This is a genomic window from Streptomyces sp. NPDC043876 (genome assembly GCF_056435825.1).
The window spans coordinates 639014-656870 of the sequence record NZ_JBWKDV010000001.1; the positions used below are offsets into that span (position 1 = coordinate 639014).

The 17857-nt window shown below is 67.7% G+C and carries 28 protein-coding genes; 1 reads left to right on the forward strand and 27 read right to left on the reverse strand.

Features of this window, described 5'->3' with window-relative positions:
* Nucleotides 1-44: 44 nt before the first annotated feature.
* From AC0693_RS03135 to AC0693_RS03250, 24 genes are all read right to left on the reverse strand, one after another.
* Nucleotides 45-692: an adenylate kinase gene (locus AC0693_RS03135; protein ID WP_356403740.1), complete on the reverse strand. Its 648-nt coding sequence runs from the start codon at nucleotides 690-692 to the stop codon at nucleotides 45-47.
* Entirely contained in the window at nucleotides 692-2005 is a 1314-nt protein-coding gene (secY, locus tag AC0693_RS03140) for a preprotein translocase subunit SecY (protein WP_356403737.1), read from the reverse strand. The genes AC0693_RS03135 and secY overlap by 1 nt, the downstream gene beginning before the upstream one ends.
* 186 nt (nucleotides 2006-2191) lie before the next feature.
* Nucleotides 2192-2647: a 50S ribosomal protein L15 gene (gene rplO, locus AC0693_RS03145; protein WP_356403734.1), complete on the reverse strand. Its 456-nt coding sequence runs from the start codon at nucleotides 2645-2647 to the stop codon at nucleotides 2192-2194.
* Between the two features lies 1 nt (nucleotide 2648).
* On the reverse strand, nucleotides 2649-2831 hold the full coding sequence (rpmD, locus tag AC0693_RS03150) for a 50S ribosomal protein L30 (protein WP_053682614.1): 183 nt from the start codon (nucleotides 2829-2831) through the stop codon (nucleotides 2649-2651).
* The gene (gene rpsE / locus AC0693_RS03155) at nucleotides 2831-3436 is read right to left on the reverse strand and encodes a 30S ribosomal protein S5 (protein WP_214946843.1); all 606 of its coding nucleotides are present in this window, start codon (nucleotides 3434-3436) and stop codon (nucleotides 2831-2833) included. Before rpsE ends, rpmD begins: the two co-directional genes overlap by 1 nt.
* A 45-nt stretch (nucleotides 3437-3481) precedes the next feature.
* A complete protein-coding gene (rplR, locus tag AC0693_RS03160; RefSeq protein ID WP_030026334.1) occupies nucleotides 3482-3865 on the reverse strand; it encodes a 50S ribosomal protein L18 in 384 nt (127 codons plus the stop codon).
* Nucleotides 3866-3867: 2 nt separating this feature from the next.
* On the reverse strand, nucleotides 3868-4407 hold the full coding sequence (gene rplF / locus AC0693_RS03165; protein WP_330332033.1) for a 50S ribosomal protein L6: 540 nt from the start codon (nucleotides 4405-4407) through the stop codon (nucleotides 3868-3870).
* Nucleotides 4408-4427: 20 nt separating this feature from the next.
* On the reverse strand, nucleotides 4428-4826 hold the full coding sequence (gene rpsH, locus AC0693_RS03170; RefSeq protein ID WP_007265911.1) for a 30S ribosomal protein S8: 399 nt from the start codon (nucleotides 4824-4826) through the stop codon (nucleotides 4428-4430).
* A gap of 223 nt (nucleotides 4827-5049) precedes the next feature.
* The gene (locus AC0693_RS03175) at nucleotides 5050-5235 is read right to left on the reverse strand and encodes a type Z 30S ribosomal protein S14 (protein ID WP_003956452.1); all 186 of its coding nucleotides are present in this window, start codon (nucleotides 5233-5235) and stop codon (nucleotides 5050-5052) included.
* Nucleotides 5236-5240: 5 nt separating this feature from the next.
* Nucleotides 5241-5792 (reverse strand): 50S ribosomal protein L5, encoded by a 552-nt coding sequence (gene rplE, locus AC0693_RS03180; RefSeq protein WP_030298216.1) that lies wholly within the window; start codon nucleotides 5790-5792, stop codon nucleotides 5241-5243.
* Nucleotides 5792-6115: a 50S ribosomal protein L24 gene (gene rplX, locus AC0693_RS03185; RefSeq protein WP_330332032.1), complete on the reverse strand. Its 324-nt coding sequence runs from the start codon at nucleotides 6113-6115 to the stop codon at nucleotides 5792-5794. The genes rplE and rplX overlap by 1 nt, the downstream gene beginning before the upstream one ends.
* 2 nt (nucleotides 6116-6117) lie before the next feature.
* Complete coding sequence (rplN, locus tag AC0693_RS03190; RefSeq protein ID WP_003956455.1) at nucleotides 6118-6486, reverse strand: 50S ribosomal protein L14; 369 nt, start codon at nucleotides 6484-6486, stop codon at nucleotides 6118-6120.
* A gap of 120 nt (nucleotides 6487-6606) precedes the next feature.
* Nucleotides 6607-6888: a 30S ribosomal protein S17 gene (gene rpsQ / locus AC0693_RS03195; RefSeq protein ID WP_053682619.1), complete on the reverse strand. Its 282-nt coding sequence runs from the start codon at nucleotides 6886-6888 to the stop codon at nucleotides 6607-6609.
* Nucleotides 6888-7112, reverse strand: coding sequence for a 50S ribosomal protein L29 (rpmC, locus tag AC0693_RS03200; RefSeq protein ID WP_073912892.1), 225 nt, complete (start codon nucleotides 7110-7112; stop codon nucleotides 6888-6890). Before rpmC ends, rpsQ begins: the two co-directional genes overlap by 1 nt.
* Complete coding sequence (gene rplP / locus AC0693_RS03205) at nucleotides 7112-7531, reverse strand: 50S ribosomal protein L16 (protein WP_030026326.1); 420 nt, start codon at nucleotides 7529-7531, stop codon at nucleotides 7112-7114. Before rplP ends, rpmC begins: the two co-directional genes overlap by 1 nt.
* A gap of 5 nt (nucleotides 7532-7536) precedes the next feature.
* A complete protein-coding gene (gene rpsC, locus AC0693_RS03210) occupies nucleotides 7537-8376 on the reverse strand; it encodes a 30S ribosomal protein S3 (RefSeq protein WP_354383002.1) in 840 nt (279 codons plus the stop codon).
* A complete protein-coding gene (rplV, locus tag AC0693_RS03215; RefSeq protein ID WP_004571827.1) occupies nucleotides 8376-8723 on the reverse strand; it encodes a 50S ribosomal protein L22 in 348 nt (115 codons plus the stop codon). The genes rpsC and rplV overlap by 1 nt, the downstream gene beginning before the upstream one ends.
* Before the next feature lie 43 nt (nucleotides 8724-8766).
* Nucleotides 8767-9048 (reverse strand): 30S ribosomal protein S19, encoded by a 282-nt coding sequence (gene rpsS / locus AC0693_RS03220; protein ID WP_023539342.1) that lies wholly within the window; start codon nucleotides 9046-9048, stop codon nucleotides 8767-8769.
* Nucleotides 9049-9060: 12 nt separating this feature from the next.
* Nucleotides 9061-9897 carry a 50S ribosomal protein L2 gene (gene rplB, locus AC0693_RS03225; protein ID WP_330332030.1) on the reverse strand — a complete coding sequence of 279 codons (837 nt, stop codon included), beginning with the start codon at nucleotides 9895-9897 and terminating at the stop codon, nucleotides 9061-9063.
* A 39-nt stretch (nucleotides 9898-9936) separates the two neighbouring features.
* Entirely contained in the window at nucleotides 9937-10260 is a 324-nt protein-coding gene (rplW, locus tag AC0693_RS03230) for a 50S ribosomal protein L23 (RefSeq protein ID WP_215023440.1), read from the reverse strand.
* The gene (gene rplD / locus AC0693_RS03235) at nucleotides 10260-10910 is read right to left on the reverse strand and encodes a 50S ribosomal protein L4 (RefSeq protein ID WP_351047607.1); all 651 of its coding nucleotides are present in this window, start codon (nucleotides 10908-10910) and stop codon (nucleotides 10260-10262) included. Before rplD ends, rplW begins: the two co-directional genes overlap by 1 nt.
* A gap of 4 nt (nucleotides 10911-10914) precedes the next feature.
* Entirely contained in the window at nucleotides 10915-11559 is a 645-nt protein-coding gene (rplC, locus tag AC0693_RS03240; protein ID WP_007265899.1) for a 50S ribosomal protein L3, read from the reverse strand.
* Between the two features lie 14 nt (nucleotides 11560-11573).
* Nucleotides 11574-11882, reverse strand: coding sequence for a 30S ribosomal protein S10 (rpsJ, locus tag AC0693_RS03245; protein ID WP_003948644.1), 309 nt, complete (start codon nucleotides 11880-11882; stop codon nucleotides 11574-11576).
* A 467-nt stretch (nucleotides 11883-12349) separates the two neighbouring features.
* On the reverse strand, nucleotides 12350-13555 hold the full coding sequence (locus AC0693_RS03250) for a serine/threonine-protein kinase (protein WP_478800829.1): 1206 nt from the start codon (nucleotides 13553-13555) through the stop codon (nucleotides 12350-12352).
* Between the two features lie 459 nt (nucleotides 13556-14014).
* Between AC0693_RS03250 and AC0693_RS03255 the strand changes: the two genes are divergently transcribed.
* Nucleotides 14015-14878 carry a helix-turn-helix domain-containing protein gene (locus AC0693_RS03255; RefSeq protein ID WP_478800830.1) on the forward strand — a complete coding sequence of 288 codons (864 nt, stop codon included), beginning with the start codon at nucleotides 14015-14017 and terminating at the stop codon, nucleotides 14876-14878.
* A gap of 3 nt (nucleotides 14879-14881) precedes the next feature.
* Here the strand turns inward: AC0693_RS03255 and trpA are convergent, their stop codons facing one another.
* The 3 genes from trpA to AC0693_RS03270 are packed head-to-tail and all read right to left on the reverse strand — an operon-like array spanning nucleotide 14882 to nucleotide 17846.
* The gene (trpA, locus tag AC0693_RS03260; RefSeq protein WP_478800831.1) at nucleotides 14882-15724 is read right to left on the reverse strand and encodes a tryptophan synthase subunit alpha; all 843 of its coding nucleotides are present in this window, start codon (nucleotides 15722-15724) and stop codon (nucleotides 14882-14884) included.
* The gene (trpB, locus tag AC0693_RS03265; RefSeq protein WP_468463056.1) at nucleotides 15721-16977 is read right to left on the reverse strand and encodes a tryptophan synthase subunit beta; all 1257 of its coding nucleotides are present in this window, start codon (nucleotides 16975-16977) and stop codon (nucleotides 15721-15723) included. The genes trpA and trpB overlap by 4 nt, the downstream gene beginning before the upstream one ends.
* On the reverse strand, nucleotides 16974-17846 hold the full coding sequence (locus tag AC0693_RS03270; RefSeq protein WP_478800832.1) for an indole-3-glycerol phosphate synthase TrpC: 873 nt from the start codon (nucleotides 17844-17846) through the stop codon (nucleotides 16974-16976). Before AC0693_RS03270 ends, trpB begins: the two co-directional genes overlap by 4 nt.
* Nucleotides 17847-17857 lie beyond the last annotated feature (11 nt).

A 17857-nucleotide genomic window follows, 5' to 3' on the forward strand; every position in this document is an offset into this window, starting at 1 on the left:
GCCCAGGGGACACCACGGCCGGTACGGCACAGAAGAACGCGTGACTACTTCTTCAGGGCGTCCATAGCGCGCTGCGTGACGTCCTCGACCTTACCGAGGGCGGAGATCGTCACGAGCAGGCCCTGGGCCTTGTAGAAGTCGATGATCGGCTCGGTCTGCGTGTGGTAGACCTCCAGGCGGTTGCGCACCGTGGCCTCGGAGTCGTCCTCGCGCAGGTACAGCTCACCACCGCACACGTCGCACACGCCCTCGACCGTCGGCGGCTTGTAGTCGACCTGGAAGATGTGCTTGCTGTCCAGTCGACAGGTCCGCCGGCCGGCGATCCGCTTCACGACCTCGTCCTCCTCGACCTCCAGGTCGAGGACGGCGTCGAGCTCGATGCCCTGGGCCCGGAGGATCTCGTCCAGCGCTTCGGCCTGCGAGACGTTGCGGGGGAAGCCGTCGAGCAGGAAGCCGTTCGCGGCGTCCGGCTGCTCCATGCGGTCCCGGGCCATGTCGATCGTGACCTGGTCGGGGACCAGTTCACCCTTCGACATGTAGGCCTGGGCGCGCTGCCCCAGCTCGGTCTTCTGGCTGATGTTCGCGCGGAACAGGTCGCCCGTGGAGATGTGCGGGATGGACAGGGTCTCGGCAAGCACGGTTGCCTGCGTTCCCTTGCCCGCACCAGGAGGTCCGACGAGGACGATACGCATCAGCGGAGGAACCCTTCGTAATTGCGCTGCTGGAGCTGGCTCTCGATCTGCTTCACGGTCTCCAGACCCACACCCACGATGATCAGGATGCTCGTCCCGCCGAACGGGAAGTTCTGGTTCGCGCCGAAGCCCGCCAACGCCATTGTCGGCACAAGAGCGATGAGTCCCAGGTACAGCGACCCCGGCCAGGTGATCCGGTTGAGCACGTAGCTCAGGTACTCGGCGGTGGGTCGGCCTGCCCGGATGCCCGGGATGAACCCACCATACTTCTTCATGTTGTCTGCAACTTCCTCGGGGTTGAACGAGATCGCCACGTAGAAGAACGCGAAGAACACGATCAGGAGGAAGTAGGCAGTGATGTAGTACGGGTGGTCGCCCTTGACGAAGTGCTGCTGGATCCAGGTGGCCCAGCCCGCCTTCGAGCCGCTGAACTGAACGATCAGGGCCGGGATGTAGAGCAGCGACGAGGCGAAGATGACCGGGATCACACCCGCCTGGTTCACCTTGAGCGGGATGTAGGTGGAGGTGCCGCCGTACGCGCGGCGCCCGATCATGCGCTTCGCGTACTGCACCGGGATCCGGCGCTGGGCCTGTTCGACGAAGACCACGAGGGCCACCATCGCGAGACCCACCAGGATGACCACGCCGAACTCGACCCAGCCACCGGCGATCTTGCCCTGGAGCTTGATGGTCCACAGGGCGCTGACGAAGCCCGCGGCGATCGAGATGAACATGAGGATCGACATGCCGTTGCCGATGCCGCGGTCGGTCACGAGCTCACCGAGCCACATGACGACACAGGTGCCGGCGGTCATGGTGATCACCATGGTGATCATGGTGAAGATCGAGCGGTCCGGGACGATCTTGCTGGCGACCTGGCAGCCCTGGAACAGGGCGCCGCTCTTGGCGGTGGCGACGAGGCCGGTGCCTTGGAGGATCGCGAGCGCGACCGTCAGATAGCGCGTGTACTGAGTGATCTTCGCCGTGCCGGACTGACCCTCTTTTTTGAGGTTCTCCAGCTTCGGGATGACCACGGTCAGCAGCTGCAGGATGATGCTCGCCGTGATGTAGGGCATGATGCCGAGCGCGAAGATCGTCACGTGCAGCAGCGCACCGCCACTGAACATGTTGACAAGCCCGAACAGGCTGTTGCTGCTGCCCATCGAGTTGACGCAGATCTGTACGTTCTTGTAGCTCACGCCGGGGACCGGGATGTGGGACCCGAGCCGGAACAGCACGATGATGCCGAGCGTGAAGAGCAGCTTCTTGCGCAGGTCGGGCGTCTTGAACGCCCGGGCGAACGCGGTGAGCACGGTGCCTCCTGCGACCCCCGCGCTACTGCGTCAGAGGTGACGGTCTGAGGGATCGACGAATACGACAAAGCAAAGGTGCAGGCCACCATACCGGCGAGAAGGCCCGCCTAGGAACGACCAACCGGGGATGCCCCATATGTGAGGCATCCCCGGTCGGGTTTCTAGCTATAAATCACTGGGTTCGTCTTAGACGAGCTCGGTGACGGTGCCGCCAGCGGCGGCAATCTTCTCCTTGGCGGAGCCGGAGACGGCGTCAACCGAAACCTGCAGCGCCACGGAGATCTCGCCGGATCCGAGGACCTTGACGAGGCTGTTCTTGCGCACCGCGCCCTTGGCGACCAGGTCGGCCACCGTGACCTCTCCACCCTCGGGGTAGAGAGCGCCGAGCTTGTCCAGGTTCACGACCTGGAACTCGGTGCGGAAGGGGTTCTTGAAGCCCTTGAGCTTCGGCAGACGCATGTGGAGGGGCATCTGCCCGCCCTCGAAGCGCTGCGGGATCTGGTAACGGGCCTTCTGGCCCTTCGTACCACGACCGGCCGTCTTACCCTTCGACGCCTCACCACGACCGACACGGGTCTTCGCGGTCTTGGCACCGGGGGCGGGACGGAGGTTGTGGGCCTTCAGCGGGCTGTTCTCAGCCATGTTAGTCAACCTCCTCAACCGTCACGAGGTGGCGGACGGTCTGCACCATTCCGCGGAACTCGGGGCGGTCCTCCTTGACGACCACGTCGTTCAGGCGCTTGAGCCCGAGCGAACGCAGAGTGTCGCGGTGGTTCTGCTTGCTGCCGATGTACGACTTGGTCTGCGTGATCTTGAGACGGGCCATTACGCACCCGCTCCCGCAGCACGCGCACGAAGGAGCGCCGCCGGGGCGACGTCCTCGAGCGGCAGACCACGGCGAGCCGCGATCTCCTCGGGACGCTGGAGACCCTTGAGGGCCGCCACCGTCGCGTGCACGATGTTGATCGCGTTGGACGAGCCAAGCGACTTCGACAGGATGTCGTGAACGCCGGCGCACTCCAGAACGGCGCGCACCGGACCACCGGCGATAACACCGGTACCGGGCGAAGCCGGCTTCAGGAGCACGACGCCCGCGGCACGCTCACCCGTGATCGGGTGAGGAATCGTGCCCTGGATGCGCGGAACCTTGAAGAAGGACTTCTTGGCTTCCTCGACACCCTTGGCGATGGCCGCGGGAACTTCCTTGGCCTTGCCGTAACCGACACCTACAGTGCCGTCACCGTCGCCCACCACGACCAGCGCGGTGAAGCTGAAGCGGCGACCACCCTTGACAACCTTGGCGACGCGGTTGATCGCGACAACGCGCTCAACGTAAGCGGTCTTCTCGGCGGCAGGGCCACCGTCGCGACCCTTCCGGTCCCGCCGCTCGCCGCCACCGGCACCGCTTCCGCGGCGCTGGGGTCCAGCCATTGGATTACCTCTCTCTGTTACGTCCGTTAGTCCCGGAACCGGGGCTTAGAACTTCAGCCCGGCTTCGCGGGCGGCGTCAGCCAGAGCGGCAATGCGCCCGGCGTATCGGTTGCCACCGCGGTCGAACACGACGGTCTCGACACCCGCAGCCTTGGCACGCTCGGCGACGAGCGCGCCGACAGCCTGGGCCTGAGCGCTCTTGTCGCCTTCGCCACCGCGGATCGAAGCGTCCAGGGTCGACGCGGACGCCAGGGTGTGACCCTGGAGGTCGTCGATGACCTGAGCAACGATGTTGCGGTTGGAACGCGTCACGACGAGGCGCGGACGCTCCGCCGTACCCGAGACGTTCTTGCGGATGCGGATGTGGCGGCGAGCCTTGGCAGCGCGCTTGTACGCGTCGCCCTTGGCGATCTTCACACCGTATGCCATGGCTACTTACCAGCCTTTCCGACCTTGCGGCGGATGACTTCGCCGGCGTACTTGACACCCTTGGCCTTGTACGGGTCGGGCTTCCGCAGCTTGCGGATGTTGGCGGCGACCTCGCCGACCTTCTGCTTGTCGATGCCCTCGACCGTGAACTTGGTGGGCGACTCGACCTTGAAGGAGATGCCCTCGGGCGCCTCGATCAGGATCGGGTGGCTGTAACCAAGCTGGAACTCCAGGTTGGAGCCCTTCGCGGCGACGCGGTAACCGACACCGCTGATCTCGAGCGCCTTGACGTAACCCGTGGTCACGCCGGTGATCATGTTCGCCACCAGCGTGCGGGACAGGCCGTGCAGGGCCTTGTTCTGACGCTCGTCGTTGGGGCGCGTGACGGTGAGGACACCGTCCTCGCCCTTAACGACACCGATGGGCGACGCGACGGTGTGCGCGAGGGAACCCTTGGGGCCCTTCACGGAGACCGTGCTGCCATCGATGGTGACGTCCACACCGGCGGGAACCTGGATGGGGAGCTTGCCGATTCGCGACATTGCTTTTCCTCCGTTCCCGACTACCAGACGTAGGCGAGGACTTCCCCACCTACGCCCTTCTTGCCTGCCTGCTGGCCGGTGAGGAGACCGTGGGACGTGGAGATGATCGCCACGCCCAGGCCGCCGAGCACCTTGGGCAGGTTGGTGGACTTCGCGTACACGCGCAGACCGGGCTTCGAGATCCGCTTGATGCCCGCGATGGAGCGCTCACGGTTCGGCCCGAACTTCAGCTCGAGGACGAGGTTCTTGCCGACCTCGGCGTCCTCGACCTTCCAGCCGGTGATGAAACCCTCTTGCTTGAGGATCTCCGCGATGTGCGACTTGATCTTGCTGTGCGGCATCACCACGGTGTCGTGGTACGCCGAGTTAGCGTTACGCAGACGAGTCAGCATGTCTGCGATCGGGTCAGTCATGGTCATGAATCGGCCTTCGGCCTCTCTCGCCGGGGTTTCCTGTATGCGCCATCCCTCTCCCCACTCAGTGGCGGGACGGGTGCGGTGCGGGGACCTACGGCGTAGTAAGTCGTTATGGACGGCAGGCGCCCAACCCCACAAGCCTACGGCATGCGGAGCGGGGCACCCACCGGCCAGGTGCTTACCGAGAGTCTCTGGTGATTCCCAAGTCCCTAGGGACGAGAGGGAATTACCAGGAGCTCTTGGTCACGCCCGGCAGCTCGCCACGGTGAGCCATCTCACGAAGGCACACGCGGCACAGGCCGAACTTGCGGTACACGGAGTGGGGACGACCGCAGCGCTGGCAGCGGGTGTACGCACGCACACCGAACTTGGGCTTGCGGGCAGCCTTCGCGATGAGAGCCTTCTTCGCCATCTCGCTTACGCCTCCTTGAAGGGGAAGCCGAGGTGACGAAGGAGGGCGCGGCCCTCGTCGTCGTTGGTCGCCGTGGTGACCACGGTGATGTCCATACCCCGGGTACGGTCGATCTTGTCCTGGTCGATCTCGTGGAACATGACCTGCTCCGTGAGACCGAAGGTGTAGTTGCCACGGCCGTCGAACTGCTTCGGCGACAGACCACGGAAGTCACGGATACGCGGCAGCGCGAGCGACAGCGTACGGTCCAGGAACTCCCACATGCGGTCACCACGGAGGGTGACGTGGCAGCCGATCGGCTGACCCTCACGCAGCTTGAACTGCGCGATGGACTTGCGGGCCTTCGTGACGGCCGGCTTCTGACCGGTGATCGTCGTCAGGTCGCGGATGGCGCCGTCGATCAGCTTGGAGTCGCGGGCGGCGTCGCCCACACCCATGTTGACCACGATCTTCACGAGGCCGGGGATCTGCATGACGTTCTCGTAGGAGAACTCTTCACGCAGCTTGCCCGCGATGTCCTCGCGGTACTTCGTCTTGAGACGCGGAGTGGTAGCCATCAGATGTCCTCACCCGTCCGCTTGGCAACGCGGATCTTGTTGCCCTCGTCGTCGAAGCGGTAGCCGACGCGGGTGACGACCTTCTGGCCGTCCTTCTCCACAACCAGCTGAACGTTGCTGACGTGGATCGGCGCCTCGGTGATCACGATGCCACCGGTCTGCGAACCACCAGCGGTCTGACCGGCCTTGGTGTGCTTCTTGACCCGGTTGACACCCTCGACCAGGACGCGGTTCTCAGTAGGGATGGCCACAATGACCTTGCCCTGCTTGCCCTTGTCCTTACCGGTGATGACCTGAACCAGGTCGCCCTTCTTGATCTTCATGCTTACAGCACCTCCGGCGCGAGCGAGATGATCTTCATGAACTTCTTCTCGCGCAGCTCACGACCCACGGGGCCGAAGATACGGGTGCCACGAGGGTCGCCGTCGTTCTTGAGAATGACAGCGGCGTTCTCGTCGAAGCGGATGTACGAGCCGTCCTGGCGGCGGCGCTCCTTGACGGTGCGAACGATGACGGCCTTGACGACGTCACCCTTCTTCACGTTGCCGCCGGGGATCGCGTCCTTGACGGTGGCGACGATGACGTCACCGATGCCCGCGTAGCGGCGACCCGAACCACCGAGAACACGGATGCAAAGGATTTCCTTGGCACCAGTGTTGTCGGCGACACGCAGTCGCGACTCCTGCTGGATCACGTCTATCTCCTGTTTGTCTGCCGGTTCCCGGCAGGGGCTTCGCGGCGCTCTCGCGAGCGGTGGAAGCCCCTGCCGAGCCTGGCGGAACTGACCTGGGGGAAACCCCCCCAGGCAATTTCCTTACTTGGCCTTCTCGAGGATCTCGACGATGCGCCAGCGCTTGCTCGCCGACAGCGGACGCGTCTCCATGATGAGGACGCGGTCGCCGACGCCGGCAGCGTTCTGCTCGTCGTGCGCCTTGAGCTTGTTCGTACGGCGGATGACCTTGCCGTACAGGGCGTGCTTCACGCGGTCCTCGACGGCGACGACGACGGTCTTGTCCATCTTGTCGCTGACGACGAGGCCCTCACGGGTCTTGCGGAAGCCGCGGTCCTGGGTCTCAGTCACATTCTTCTCGCTCATCAGGCGCTCTCCACCGTCTCGATGCCGAGCTCGCGCTCGTGCATCAGGGTGTAGATCCGGGCGATGTCCTTACGGACGGAACGGAGCCGGCCGTTGTTCTCGAGCTGACCCGTGGCCGCCTGGAAGCGCAGCTTGAACAGCTCTTCCTTGGCCTCGCGCAGCTTGCCAACGAGCTCCTCGTTGCCGAGCTCACGCAGCTCGGACGCCTTGGTTCCCGTCGCCATCACGACTCACCTGCCTCGCGCCGAACAATCCGGCACTTCATCGGAAGCTTGTGAGCAGCGCGGGTGAGCGCCTCACGAGCAATCTTCTCGTTCGGGTAGGACAGCTCGAACATGACCCGGCCCGGGTGCACGTTCGCGATCCACCACTCGGGAGAACCCTTACCGGAACCCATGCGGGTCTCGGCGGGCTTCTTCGTCAGGGGACGGTCCGGGTAGATGTTGATCCAGACCTTGCCGCCACGCTTGATGTGGCGGGTCATCGCGATACGAGCCGCCTCGATCTGGCGGTTCGTCACGTAGGCGGGGGTAAGCGCCTGGATGCCGTACTCGCCGAACGAGACCTCAGTACCGCCCTTGGCCATACCGCGGCGCTTGGGGTGGTGCTGCTTGCGGTGCTTGACCCTACGAGGGATCAGCATGTCGGTCAGGCCTCCGTTCCGGTGCTCTCAGCCGGAGCGGCGGCAGCGGCCTCGGCCTTGGGGGCCTCGGCGCCGACAGCCTGCTGCGGCTTGCGGCCGCCACGGCCGCCACGCTCGCCACCACGACCACCACGGCCACCGGCCGGACGGTCGTTCGCGCCACCACGGGCCGGGCGGTTACCCGCACGGGCCGCAGCGTTCTCGGCGCGAACCTCGGCGATGTTCTTGACGTCGCCCTTGTAGATCCAGACCTTCACGCCGATACGGCCGAAGGTGGTCTTGGCCTCGAAGAAGCCGTAGTCCACGTTCGCGCGCAGCGTGTGCAGCGGCACACGACCCTCGCGGTAGAACTCGGACCGGCTCATCTCGGCGCCGCCGAGACGGCCACCACACTGGATCTTGATGCCCTTGGCGCCGGCCTTCATCGTGCCCTGCATGCTCTTACGCATGGCGCGACGGAAGGAGACGCGGGAGGACAGCTGCTCCGCAACGGCCTGCGCGACCAGCTGAGCGTCCATCTCGGGGTTCTTGACCTCGAGGATGTTCAGCTGGACCTGCTTGCCCGTGAGCTTTTCGAGGTCGCCGCGGATGCGGTCGGCCTCGGCGCCACGGCGGCCGATGACGATGCCGGGACGCGCGGTGTGGATGTCCACACGCACGCGGTCACGGGTGCGCTCGATCTCAACCTTCGAGATGCCGGCGCGCTCCATGCCGGACGTCATCATCCGACGGATGGCGACGTCTTCCTTGACGTAGTCCTTGTACAGCTTGTCGGCGTACCAACGCGACTTGAAGTCGGTGGTAATGCCGAGCCGGAACCCGTGCGGGTTTACCTTCTGGCCCATTACCGGGTTCCTTCCTTGCTGCTGACGACCACGGTGATGTGGCTGGTCCGCTTGCGGATCCGGTAGGCACGGCCCTGAGCACGCGGACGGAACCGCTTCAGGGTCGGGCCCTCGTCCACGTACGCCTCGCTGATGACCAGCGAAGAGGCGTCCGTGTGGTCGTAATTGTGAGCCGCGTTGGCAATGGCGCTGTCCAGCACCTTGCCAACGGGCACGCTCGCGGCCTGCGGGGCGAAACGCAGGACCGCCTGAGCCTCCGTGGCATCCATGCCACGGATAAGGTCCACCACTCGGCGGGCCTTCATGGGCGTGACGCGGATGTACCGCGCCTGGGCCCTGGCTTCCATGGTTGTCCCTTCGGTGTAAGTCATAGTCGTTACCACCCCGCCTTTAGCGGCGCTTCGACTTCCGGTCGTCCTTGACGTGGCCGCGGAAGGTGCGAGTCGGCGAGAACTCGCCGAGCTTGTGGCCGACCATCGACTCGGTGACGAACACCGGGACGTGGATCTTGCCGTTGTGCACCGCGATGGTGTGACCCAGCATGGCCGGGATGATCATCGAGCGACGGGACCAGGTCTTGATGACGTTCTTGGTACCGGCTTCGTTCTGTACGTCCACCTTCTTGATGAGGTGTCCGTCGACGAAGGGTCCCTTCTTGAGACTGCGCGGCATCTAAACCCGCTCCTAGCGCTTCTTGTTCGTCTTGCGGCGGCGGACGATGTACTTGCTCGAAGCCTTCTTCGGCGAGCGAGTACGACCCTCCTTCTGACCCCACGGGGAGACCGGGTGGCGACCACCGGAGGTCTTACCCTCACCACCACCGTGCGGGTGGTCAACCGGGTTCATCGCGACACCGCGGACGGAGGGGCGAACGCCCTTCCAGCGCATACGGCCGGCCTTGCCCCAGTTGATGTTCGACTGCTCGGCGTTGCCGACCTCGCCGACCGTGGCGCGGCAGCGGACGTCGACCAGGCGGACCTCGCCGGACGGCATGCGCAGGTGGGCGTACTGGCCCTCCTTCGCCAGGAGCTGCACGGACGAACCGGCAGAACGGGCGAACTTGGCGCCACCACCGGGACGGAGCTCGATCGCGTGGATCGTGGTACCGACCGGGATGTTGCGGAGCGGGAGGTTGTTGCCCGGCTTGATGTCGGCGCCGGGGCCGTTCTCAATCCGGTCACCCTGGCTCAGCTTGGCCGGGGCGATGATGTAGCGCTTCTCGCCGTCTGCGTAGTGCAGGAGCGCGATGCGCGCGGTGCGGTTCGGGTCGTACTCGATGTGAGCGACCTTGGCCGGCACGCCGTCCTTGTCGTGACGACGGAAGTCGATCACGCGGTAGGCGCGCTTGTGGCCGCCGCCCTGGTGGCGAACAGTGATCCGACCGGTGTTGTTACGGCCGCCCTTGCTGTGCAGCGGGCGAACCAGCGACTTCTCCGGCGTGGACCGCGTGATCTCGACAAAGTCGGCGACGCTGGAGCCACGACGGCCCGGGGTCGTCGGCTTGTACTTGCGGATACCCATTTCTCAGTCCTCGTCCGATTCCGGACGACTAGACCTCCGTTAGGAGGCCTGGCCGCCGAAGATGTCGATTCGGTCGCCCTCAGCGAGGGTCACGATGGCGCGCTTGGTGTCAGCGCGCTTGCCGAAACCGGTCTTGGTGCGCTTGCGCTTACCCTGACGGTTGATCGTGTTGACCCCGGTGACCTTGACCGAGAAGACCGCTTCCACAGCCTGCTTGATCTGGGTCTTGTTCGAGCCCGGCGCGACGATGAACGTGTACTTGTTCTCGTCGAGCAGCGCGTAGCTCTTCTCCGAGACAACCGGCTTGATCAGCAGGTCGCGCGGGTCAGTGAAGGTCTTGCTGGTAACGGTCGCGTCAGACATTACGCGTCGCTCCCTTCGGTCTCGTCGGCCTTGGGGCCAGACACGAAGGACTCGAAAGCGGCCTGAGTGAAGACCACGTCGTCAGAGACGATCACGTCGTACGTGTTCAGCTGGCCCGGCTCCAGGATGTGCACCTGGGGCAGGTTGCGGGCGGACAGCCACGCGGCCTCGTCGGCGCGGTCGACGACCAGGAGCAGGTTCTTGCGCTCCGAGATCTTGCCGAACAGCGTCTTGGCGGCCTTCGTGGAGGCGGCACCCTCGACCACACCGGTGACGATGTGGATGCGGGAGTGGCGCGCGCGGTCCGACAGGGCACCACGGAGAGCGGCGACCTTCATCTTCTTCGGGGTCCGCTGCGAGTAGTCACGCGGCTGCGGGCCGTGGACGACGCCACCGCCGGCGAACTGCGGAGCGCGGGTCGAACCCTGACGGGCGCGGCCGGTGCCCTTCTGGCGGTACGGCTTGCGGCCACCACCACGGACTTCGCCACGGCGCTTGGTCTTGTGCGTGCCCTGACGGGCAGCGGCCAGCTGAGCGACAACGACCTGGTGGATCAGCGGAACGCTGGTCTTGGCGTCGAAGATCTCCGCGGGGAGATCGACGGTACCGGCCTTGTCGCCTGCCGGCGAAAGGATGTCAATGGTGCTCATTACCTCAAGCCCCCTTGGCCGCGGTACGGACCAGGACGAGGCCGCCGTTCGGACCGGGGACCGCACCCTTGATGAGGAGCAGACCCTTCTCCGCGTCAACCGCGTGGATGGTCAGGTTCTGGGTGGTGACGCGCTCGTTACCCATACGACCGGCCATGCGCATGCCCTTGAAGACACGCCCAGGGGTGGCGCAGCCACCGATCGAACCGGGGGAGCGGTGCTTGCGCTGCACACCGTGACCGGCGCCGAGGCCCCGGAAGTTGTGCCGCTTCATGACACCGGCGAAGCCCTTGCCCTTGCTGTTGCCCGTGACGTCGACCTTGACGCCGGACTCGAACACCTCAGCAGTGATCTCCTGGCCGAGCGTGTACTCGCTGGCGTCGGAGGTGCGGAGCTCCACCAGGTGGCGGCGGGGGGTCACGTCGGCCTTGGCGAAGTGGCCCTTGAGGGGCTTGTTCACCTTGCGCGGGTCGATCTCGCCGAAGGCGATCTGGACCGACTCGTAGCCGTCGATGTCGTTCGTACGGACCTGGGTAACGACGCAGGGTCCGGCCTTGACCACGGTCACCGGGACGACACGGTTGTTCTCGTCCCAGACCTGGGTCATGCCGAGCTTCTCGCCCAGGACGCCCTTGATCTGCTTTGCCATCTTCTCCGTGCCTCTCAGAGCTTGATCTCGATGTCAACGCCGGCCGGAAGGTCCAGGCGCATCAGCGAGTCAACGGTCTTGGGCGTCGGGTCGAGGATGTCGATCAGGCGCTTGTGCGTGCGCATCTCGAAGTGCTCGCGCGAGTCCTTGTACTTGTGCGGCGACTTGATGACGCAGTACACGTTCTTCTCAGTGGGCAGCGGCACCGGGCCCGCGACCGACGCACCAGTGCGCGTCACCGTCTCGACGATCTTCTTCGCCGAGGAATCGATGACCTCGTGGTCGTAGGCCTTGAGCCGGATGCGGATCTTCTGTCCCGCCATGGCTACTCCGTAGTCCTGTCTGTTGTGGAAACGCTCTGGCTCCCGGCTGGCTGCGGATTTCTCCACCGCCTCTCCTCCGACCCCCGCGGTCGGGCGTGTCGCACTCCCTCCAAAGAAATTTCCGAGGAAATTCCCTGCCAAGGGGGTGCGGTCCCAGGACCGCGCATCGGGGGAGAAACACCCACCGAGTGCCTGGCCGGCGCCGTGCTGACACTTCCCAGAAGATTCCCGTACGTCCGCCCCAGTGCTGCCCCGAGGGGCAGGTAAAGGCGACGAGTACTGTGGGACTCGCTTCCGGTCCTCCCGGCGGGAGGCGCGCAGCATCGGTACTCAGCCGAGCAACTTGAGTAGTCTGCCATACGAGGCACGTATGGCGCCAATCGGGCCGAAGAGAATACCCCGCCACGCTGAGTGGTCAAACTGCACCACGCGGCCACCCGCGGCGGGGCCCTCCCCGGCTGCCCCGGTCAGGTGCGCGACACGGTCCCGCAGTCCTGCGGCAGCTCTTCCTGGGGCTTGCTCCGGTCGTACGGGTCGGTGACCGGCCCGGACGGGCCCGGCCCCGCGCTCGGCTCGCTGTCGAACCGCGGATGCAGGTATCCGGTCCCGCCCCGGGAACAGTCGTCGTTGCCCGCGCTCTCCGCCCAGTCGACGACGTGCAGCTTGCCTTGAGTGGCCTCCCAGACCTTCGGGTCGAGATACGCCGTGGTCAGCGTGCGCCGCACGACCGTCCGCGCCACCTCGTCGGAGCCGCCCTTCGCCCGGACCACGGGGTAGACGAAGGTGTAGTCGGCGCGCACCCGCACCTCGCCGTCCTTGCCGCCCTCGACGGTCATCCGGCCCCGCGTCTTCACCACCCCGCCGTGGAAGCGCACCTCCGCCGGGTCGAAGCGGCTGAAGAGGAACAGCGGGTCGGCCTCCTCGGAGGGCTTCTCCAGTGCCCGTTCCATGAGGCCCCGGACCTCGTCCTGGCGCGGGTCCAGGAGGTCGAGCGCGGCCTGCGGCCGCCCTCCGCCCAGGACCGCGGGGTCCAGGTTCGAGGCGACCAGCAGGTCCCGGGTACGGGTCAGCAGGGCCGCGACCTGCTCCCGGGACACACCGCCCACGGCGGTGGCGGGCGGAAGCTCGATGCCCGCCGCGCCGTCGGCCCACTGGAGCGCCGGGGAGCCGCGGAAGGGCTCCTTCAGGGTCGGCCGGTCCTGGTCCGCCGACGCCGGGGGCGCGCTCGGGCGGGCGGTCTCCGCGGCCAGCGGGGCGGCGTTCCGGGCGGTGCCCCGCGCCCGCGTCTCGCCGGTCAGCTTGTCGATCAGCAGCTCCGGCCGTACGACGACCAGCGCGAGCCCGGCGACGAGCGCGACGCCCAGGGCGGCCTTGAACCGCCGCTTGCCCCGGCCCCGGCCGCCCTCCATGTCCTGCCAGGCCGGCCCGGTCCTCCAACCGGGCGGATCGCCCGCCCCGGGCCCGGACCGCGAGCCGGACCGCGACCCGAAGCGCCCGCGGCCGCCGGCCGCGGCCCGCTGCTCGTCCTCGCGCCGCAGCCGCTCCGTCACCATCCGCGCCCGCGCCGACGGCTCCTTCGGCCCCTCCTCCACGCCCCGCCCGGCCTCCCGCACGAACCGCGCCCACTCCTCGTCGGAGACCTCCGGTCCACCGCCGCCGTCGTTCTTCGTCATGCTTCCCCACCCCTGAAACGTTCGCGATGCGCGAGCGTCTCACAGCCCCTGAACAGGGCCGGAGGCGGGTCGGGCGGATGACGTCGGGCGCGGGCACAGCCGGATCGCGGGTATCCGCGATCCGGTGGGCTTAGACGTATAAGGCCCAAGTACCCGGGAAGCGAAAGGACCCCGCCAAGCCCCTCCAGCCTCCCGGCGCGGGGAGGCCCGGGGCGGGGGCCGGGGCGTAGCTCACATGGGTGAACTAGGCCAATTGGGCTGGTATCCAAGGGGGTTCGCTGGCATATGCTCGCCGCGTCAACTCCAGACATACGTCGGCCCCCGGCGGGACTGCAATCCCGGACGGGGGCCTGACCAGCGAGAAGAAAAGGCTTCCCGGTGGGTACTCAGCAGCTTAGCGCGCCCTCGCGCGCCGCGTCCCGGCATCCCGATGCCGTTCCCCGGTACGGGGTCGTCCACGTGAACGTCCGCCATCAGAAGCGGTTCACGATCGTCGGCAACCACCTGGCCCAGCACACCGAGATGTCCCTGATCGCGATGGGTCTCGCACTCCACATCCAGTCCCTGCCGGCCGGCCACCGCATCGGCATCAAGGACCTCGCGGAGCGGTTCCCCGAGAGCGAGCACCGGATCGCCGAGGCGCTGCGGGAGCTGGAGAAGTACGGCTACCTGATGCGCACCCGGGTGCGGCTGGACAACGGGCAGGTCGTCACCCGGACCGTTTCCTACAACCGGCCCCGGTTCCTCGGCGAGGAACCGCCGGAGGCCGGGGAGGACGACGCGGGCGCGGACGCAGGGGGCGGGGCGCCGCCGGGCGAGCGGTCCGGCGGCGCCCCTGTACGGGCCGCGGGCGAGGTCGTCGCGGCGGTGGAACCGCTGCCCCGGCCCGCGGAGGAGGTCGTCGCGGCTGTGCGGCCGCTGCCCCGGCCCGTGGAGGAGGGCAGCCCCGCCCGCAGGGAGGCCGCTGCCCGGATCCTGGTCGCTCTGCGCGCGGTGGACCCGCGGCTGCTGCTCGGGATGCGGGACATCGAGCGGTTCGTGCCCGCCACCGAGGCCTGGCTGGAGCGCGGGGCCGCGCCCGACGCGGTGATCGCCGCGCTCAGCGGCGATCTGCCCCCGCATCCCCGGAACCCGGCGGGACTGGTCGCGTACCGGCTCACCGTGCGGATCCCGCCCGAGCGGGTACGGCCCCCGGCCGCCGGGGCCTTCCCCGTACGGCCGCCGGGGCCTGAGCCGCTGCGCAACTGCGACCACTGCGACCGCGCCTACCGGGGTCCCGAACCGGGCTGCTGCGACGGGTGCCGGAGTAGCGGGGCTGCCTGAGGGCTAGTTCCTGCGGACGCCTTCCGCAAGTTCGGCCGCCAGGGCGCGGACCGCTTCGAGGCCGGCCGGGAGGTCGGGGGCGTCCAGGAGGAGCTTGACGAAGGCCGAGCCGACGATCACGCCGTCCGCGAAGACGGCGACCTCCTTGGCCTGCGCCGCGTTGGAGACGCCCAGGCCGACGCAGACCGGCAGATCGGTGGTCTTACGGGTCCGGGCCACCAGGTCCTGCGCCTGCGCGCCCACCGAGACCCGGGTCCCCGTCACCCCCATCAGGGACGCCGCGTACACGAAGCCGGAACCCGCCGCGGTGATCGTCGCCAGCCGCGCGTCCTTGCTCGACGGCGCGACCACGAACACCGTCGCCAGCCCGTGCTTGTCCGCGTGCTCGCGCCACAGCGCGGACTCCTGCACCGGCAGGTCCGGCAGGATGCACCCCGCCCCGCCCGCCGCCGCCAGCTCCGCCGCGAACCGCTCCACCCCGTACCGGTCGACCGGATTCCAGTACGTCATCACCAGCACCGGAGCACCCGTCGCCTCATGCGCCTCACGCACCGTCCGCAGGACGTCCGCGATCTTCACCCCACCGCGCAGCGCGATGTCATCAGCCGTCTGGATCACCGGACCGTCCAGCACCGGGTCACTGTGCGGCAGACCGACCTCCACCACGTCCGCGCCGCCCGCGATGACCGCCTTGACGGCCTCGATCCCGCCGTCCACCGTCGGGAAACCCGCCGGAAGATAGGCGACCAGCGCCGCACGGTCCTCCGCCTTCGCCTTCGCCAGGGTCTCGCCCAGCAGCCGGATGTTGCCCTGCCCCGCCGTCGCGGGCGCCGTCGTGCTCGTCACTTGCTCTGCCCCTCGGTGCCGTCGTAGAGGCCGAAGTAGCGGGCCGCCGTGTCCATGTCCTTGTCGCCCCGCCCCGACAGATTGACGATGATCAACCCGTCCCGGCCCAGCTCCCTGCCCAGCTCCAGAGCACCCGCCAGCGCATGCGCCGACTCGATCGCCGGAATGATGCCCTCCGTCCGCGACAGCAGCCGCAACGCCTGCATCGCCCCGTCATCGGTCACCGCCCGGTACTCACCCCGCCCCGAATCCTTCAGGAACGCGTGCTCCGGACCGATCCCCGGATAGTCCAGACCCGCCGAAATCGAATACGGCTCCGTGATCTGACCCTCCTCGTCCTGCAGCACATACGAACGCGACCCGTGCAGGATCCCCGGCTCACCCGCCGACAACGTCGCCGCGTGCTCACCCGTCCCGATCCCGTGCCCCGCCGGCTCGAAGCCCACCAGCCGCACCCCCGCATCGGGAATGAACGCGTGGAAGAGCCCGATCGCGTTCGACCCGCCCCCCACACACGCCGCCACCGCATCCGGCAGCCGCCCCTCACGCTCCAGGATCTGCCGCCGCGCCTCCACCCCGATCACCCGGTGGAAATCACGCACCATCGCCGGGAACGGATGCGGACCCGCGACCGTACCGAAGAGGTAGTGCGTCCGGTCCACGTTCGCCACCCAGTCACGGAACGCCTCGTTGATCGCGTCCTTCAACGTCCGCGAACCCGACCGCACCGCGATCACCTCGGCACCCAGCATCCGCATCCGCGCCACGTTCAGCGCCTGCCGCTCGGTGTCCACCTCACCCATGTAGATCGTGCACTCCAGGCCGAACAGCGCACACGCCGTGGCCGTCGCCACCCCGTGCTGACCCGCCCCGGTCTCCGCGATCACCCGGGTCTTGCCCATCCGCTTCGTCAGCAACGCCTGACCCAGCACATTGTTGATCTTGTGCGAACCCGTGTGGTTCAAATCCTCACGCTTGAGATACACCGTCGCCCCGCCCGCGTGCTCCGCGAACCGCGGCACCGCGGTCAACGCACTCGGCCGGCCCGTGTAGTTCACGAGCAGATCGTTCAGCTCCGCCGCGAACGCCGGATCGACCTTCGCCTTCTCATACTCGGCAGCGACCTCGTCCACCGCGGCGACCAACGCCTCCGGAATGAACTTGCCACCGAAATCACCGAAATAGCCCTCGGTGTTCGGGACCACGCCCTCCGCGTCGGGGAAGAAGGAAGGGATGGGGGGCACGGTGGTCATGACTGCGTCTCCTCGGTCGTGGGCGCGGCGGTGTACTCGGCATTCTTCAGCTGCGCCACCAGCGCCGCCGGGTCCGGCGCGCGCATCAGCGTCTCGCCGACCAGGACCGCGTCCGCGCCGTCGGCGCGCAGGCGGAGGGCGTCCGCCGGGCCGCGGACGCCGCTCTCGGCGATCAGCACGCGGTCGGCGGGGACCTGCGGGCGCAGCCGGCCGGTCAGGCCGAGGTCCATGCGGAAGTCGCGCAGGTCGCGGTGGTTGACGCCGATGTTGACGGCGCCGAGCGCGAGCGCGGTCCGCGCCTGCGCCTCGCTGTGGACCTCGACCAGGACGTGCAGGCCGAGGCCGGTCGCGTACGCGTACAGCTCGGCCAGCAGGTCACCGCTGAGGGCGGCGACCACCAGGAGGACGGCGTCCGCGCCGAAGGCCCGGCCCTCGGCGATCTGGTAGGCGTCGACGATGAAGTCCTTGCGCATGACGGGCAGGCCGACGGCCTCCCGTACGGTCGCCAGGTCCTCGGGACGGCCGCCGAAGCCCTCGGTGTGCGCGAGGACGGACAGCGCGCAGGCGCCGCCCGCCGCGTAGGCGCGGGCCAGGTCGGCGGGCCGGTAGTCGTCGGTGAGCGGGCCCTTGAGCGGGCTGCGGGGCTTCAGCTCGGCGATGACGCCGAGGCCGGGGGCGCGCAGGGCCGCGCCGAAGTCCCGTACGGCGGGGGCGGCGGCGGCCCGGCGCTCGATCTCGGCGAACGGCACCTCGGCGCGGCGGGCCGCGGTCTGGCGGTGCGCGGCCCGGACCAGCTCGTCGAGCAGACCGCCGGCGGGGGCGGGCGCGCCGGCCGTGGGTGGGGCGTGGGCCGGGGTGGGGCGGGTCAACGTACGGCTCC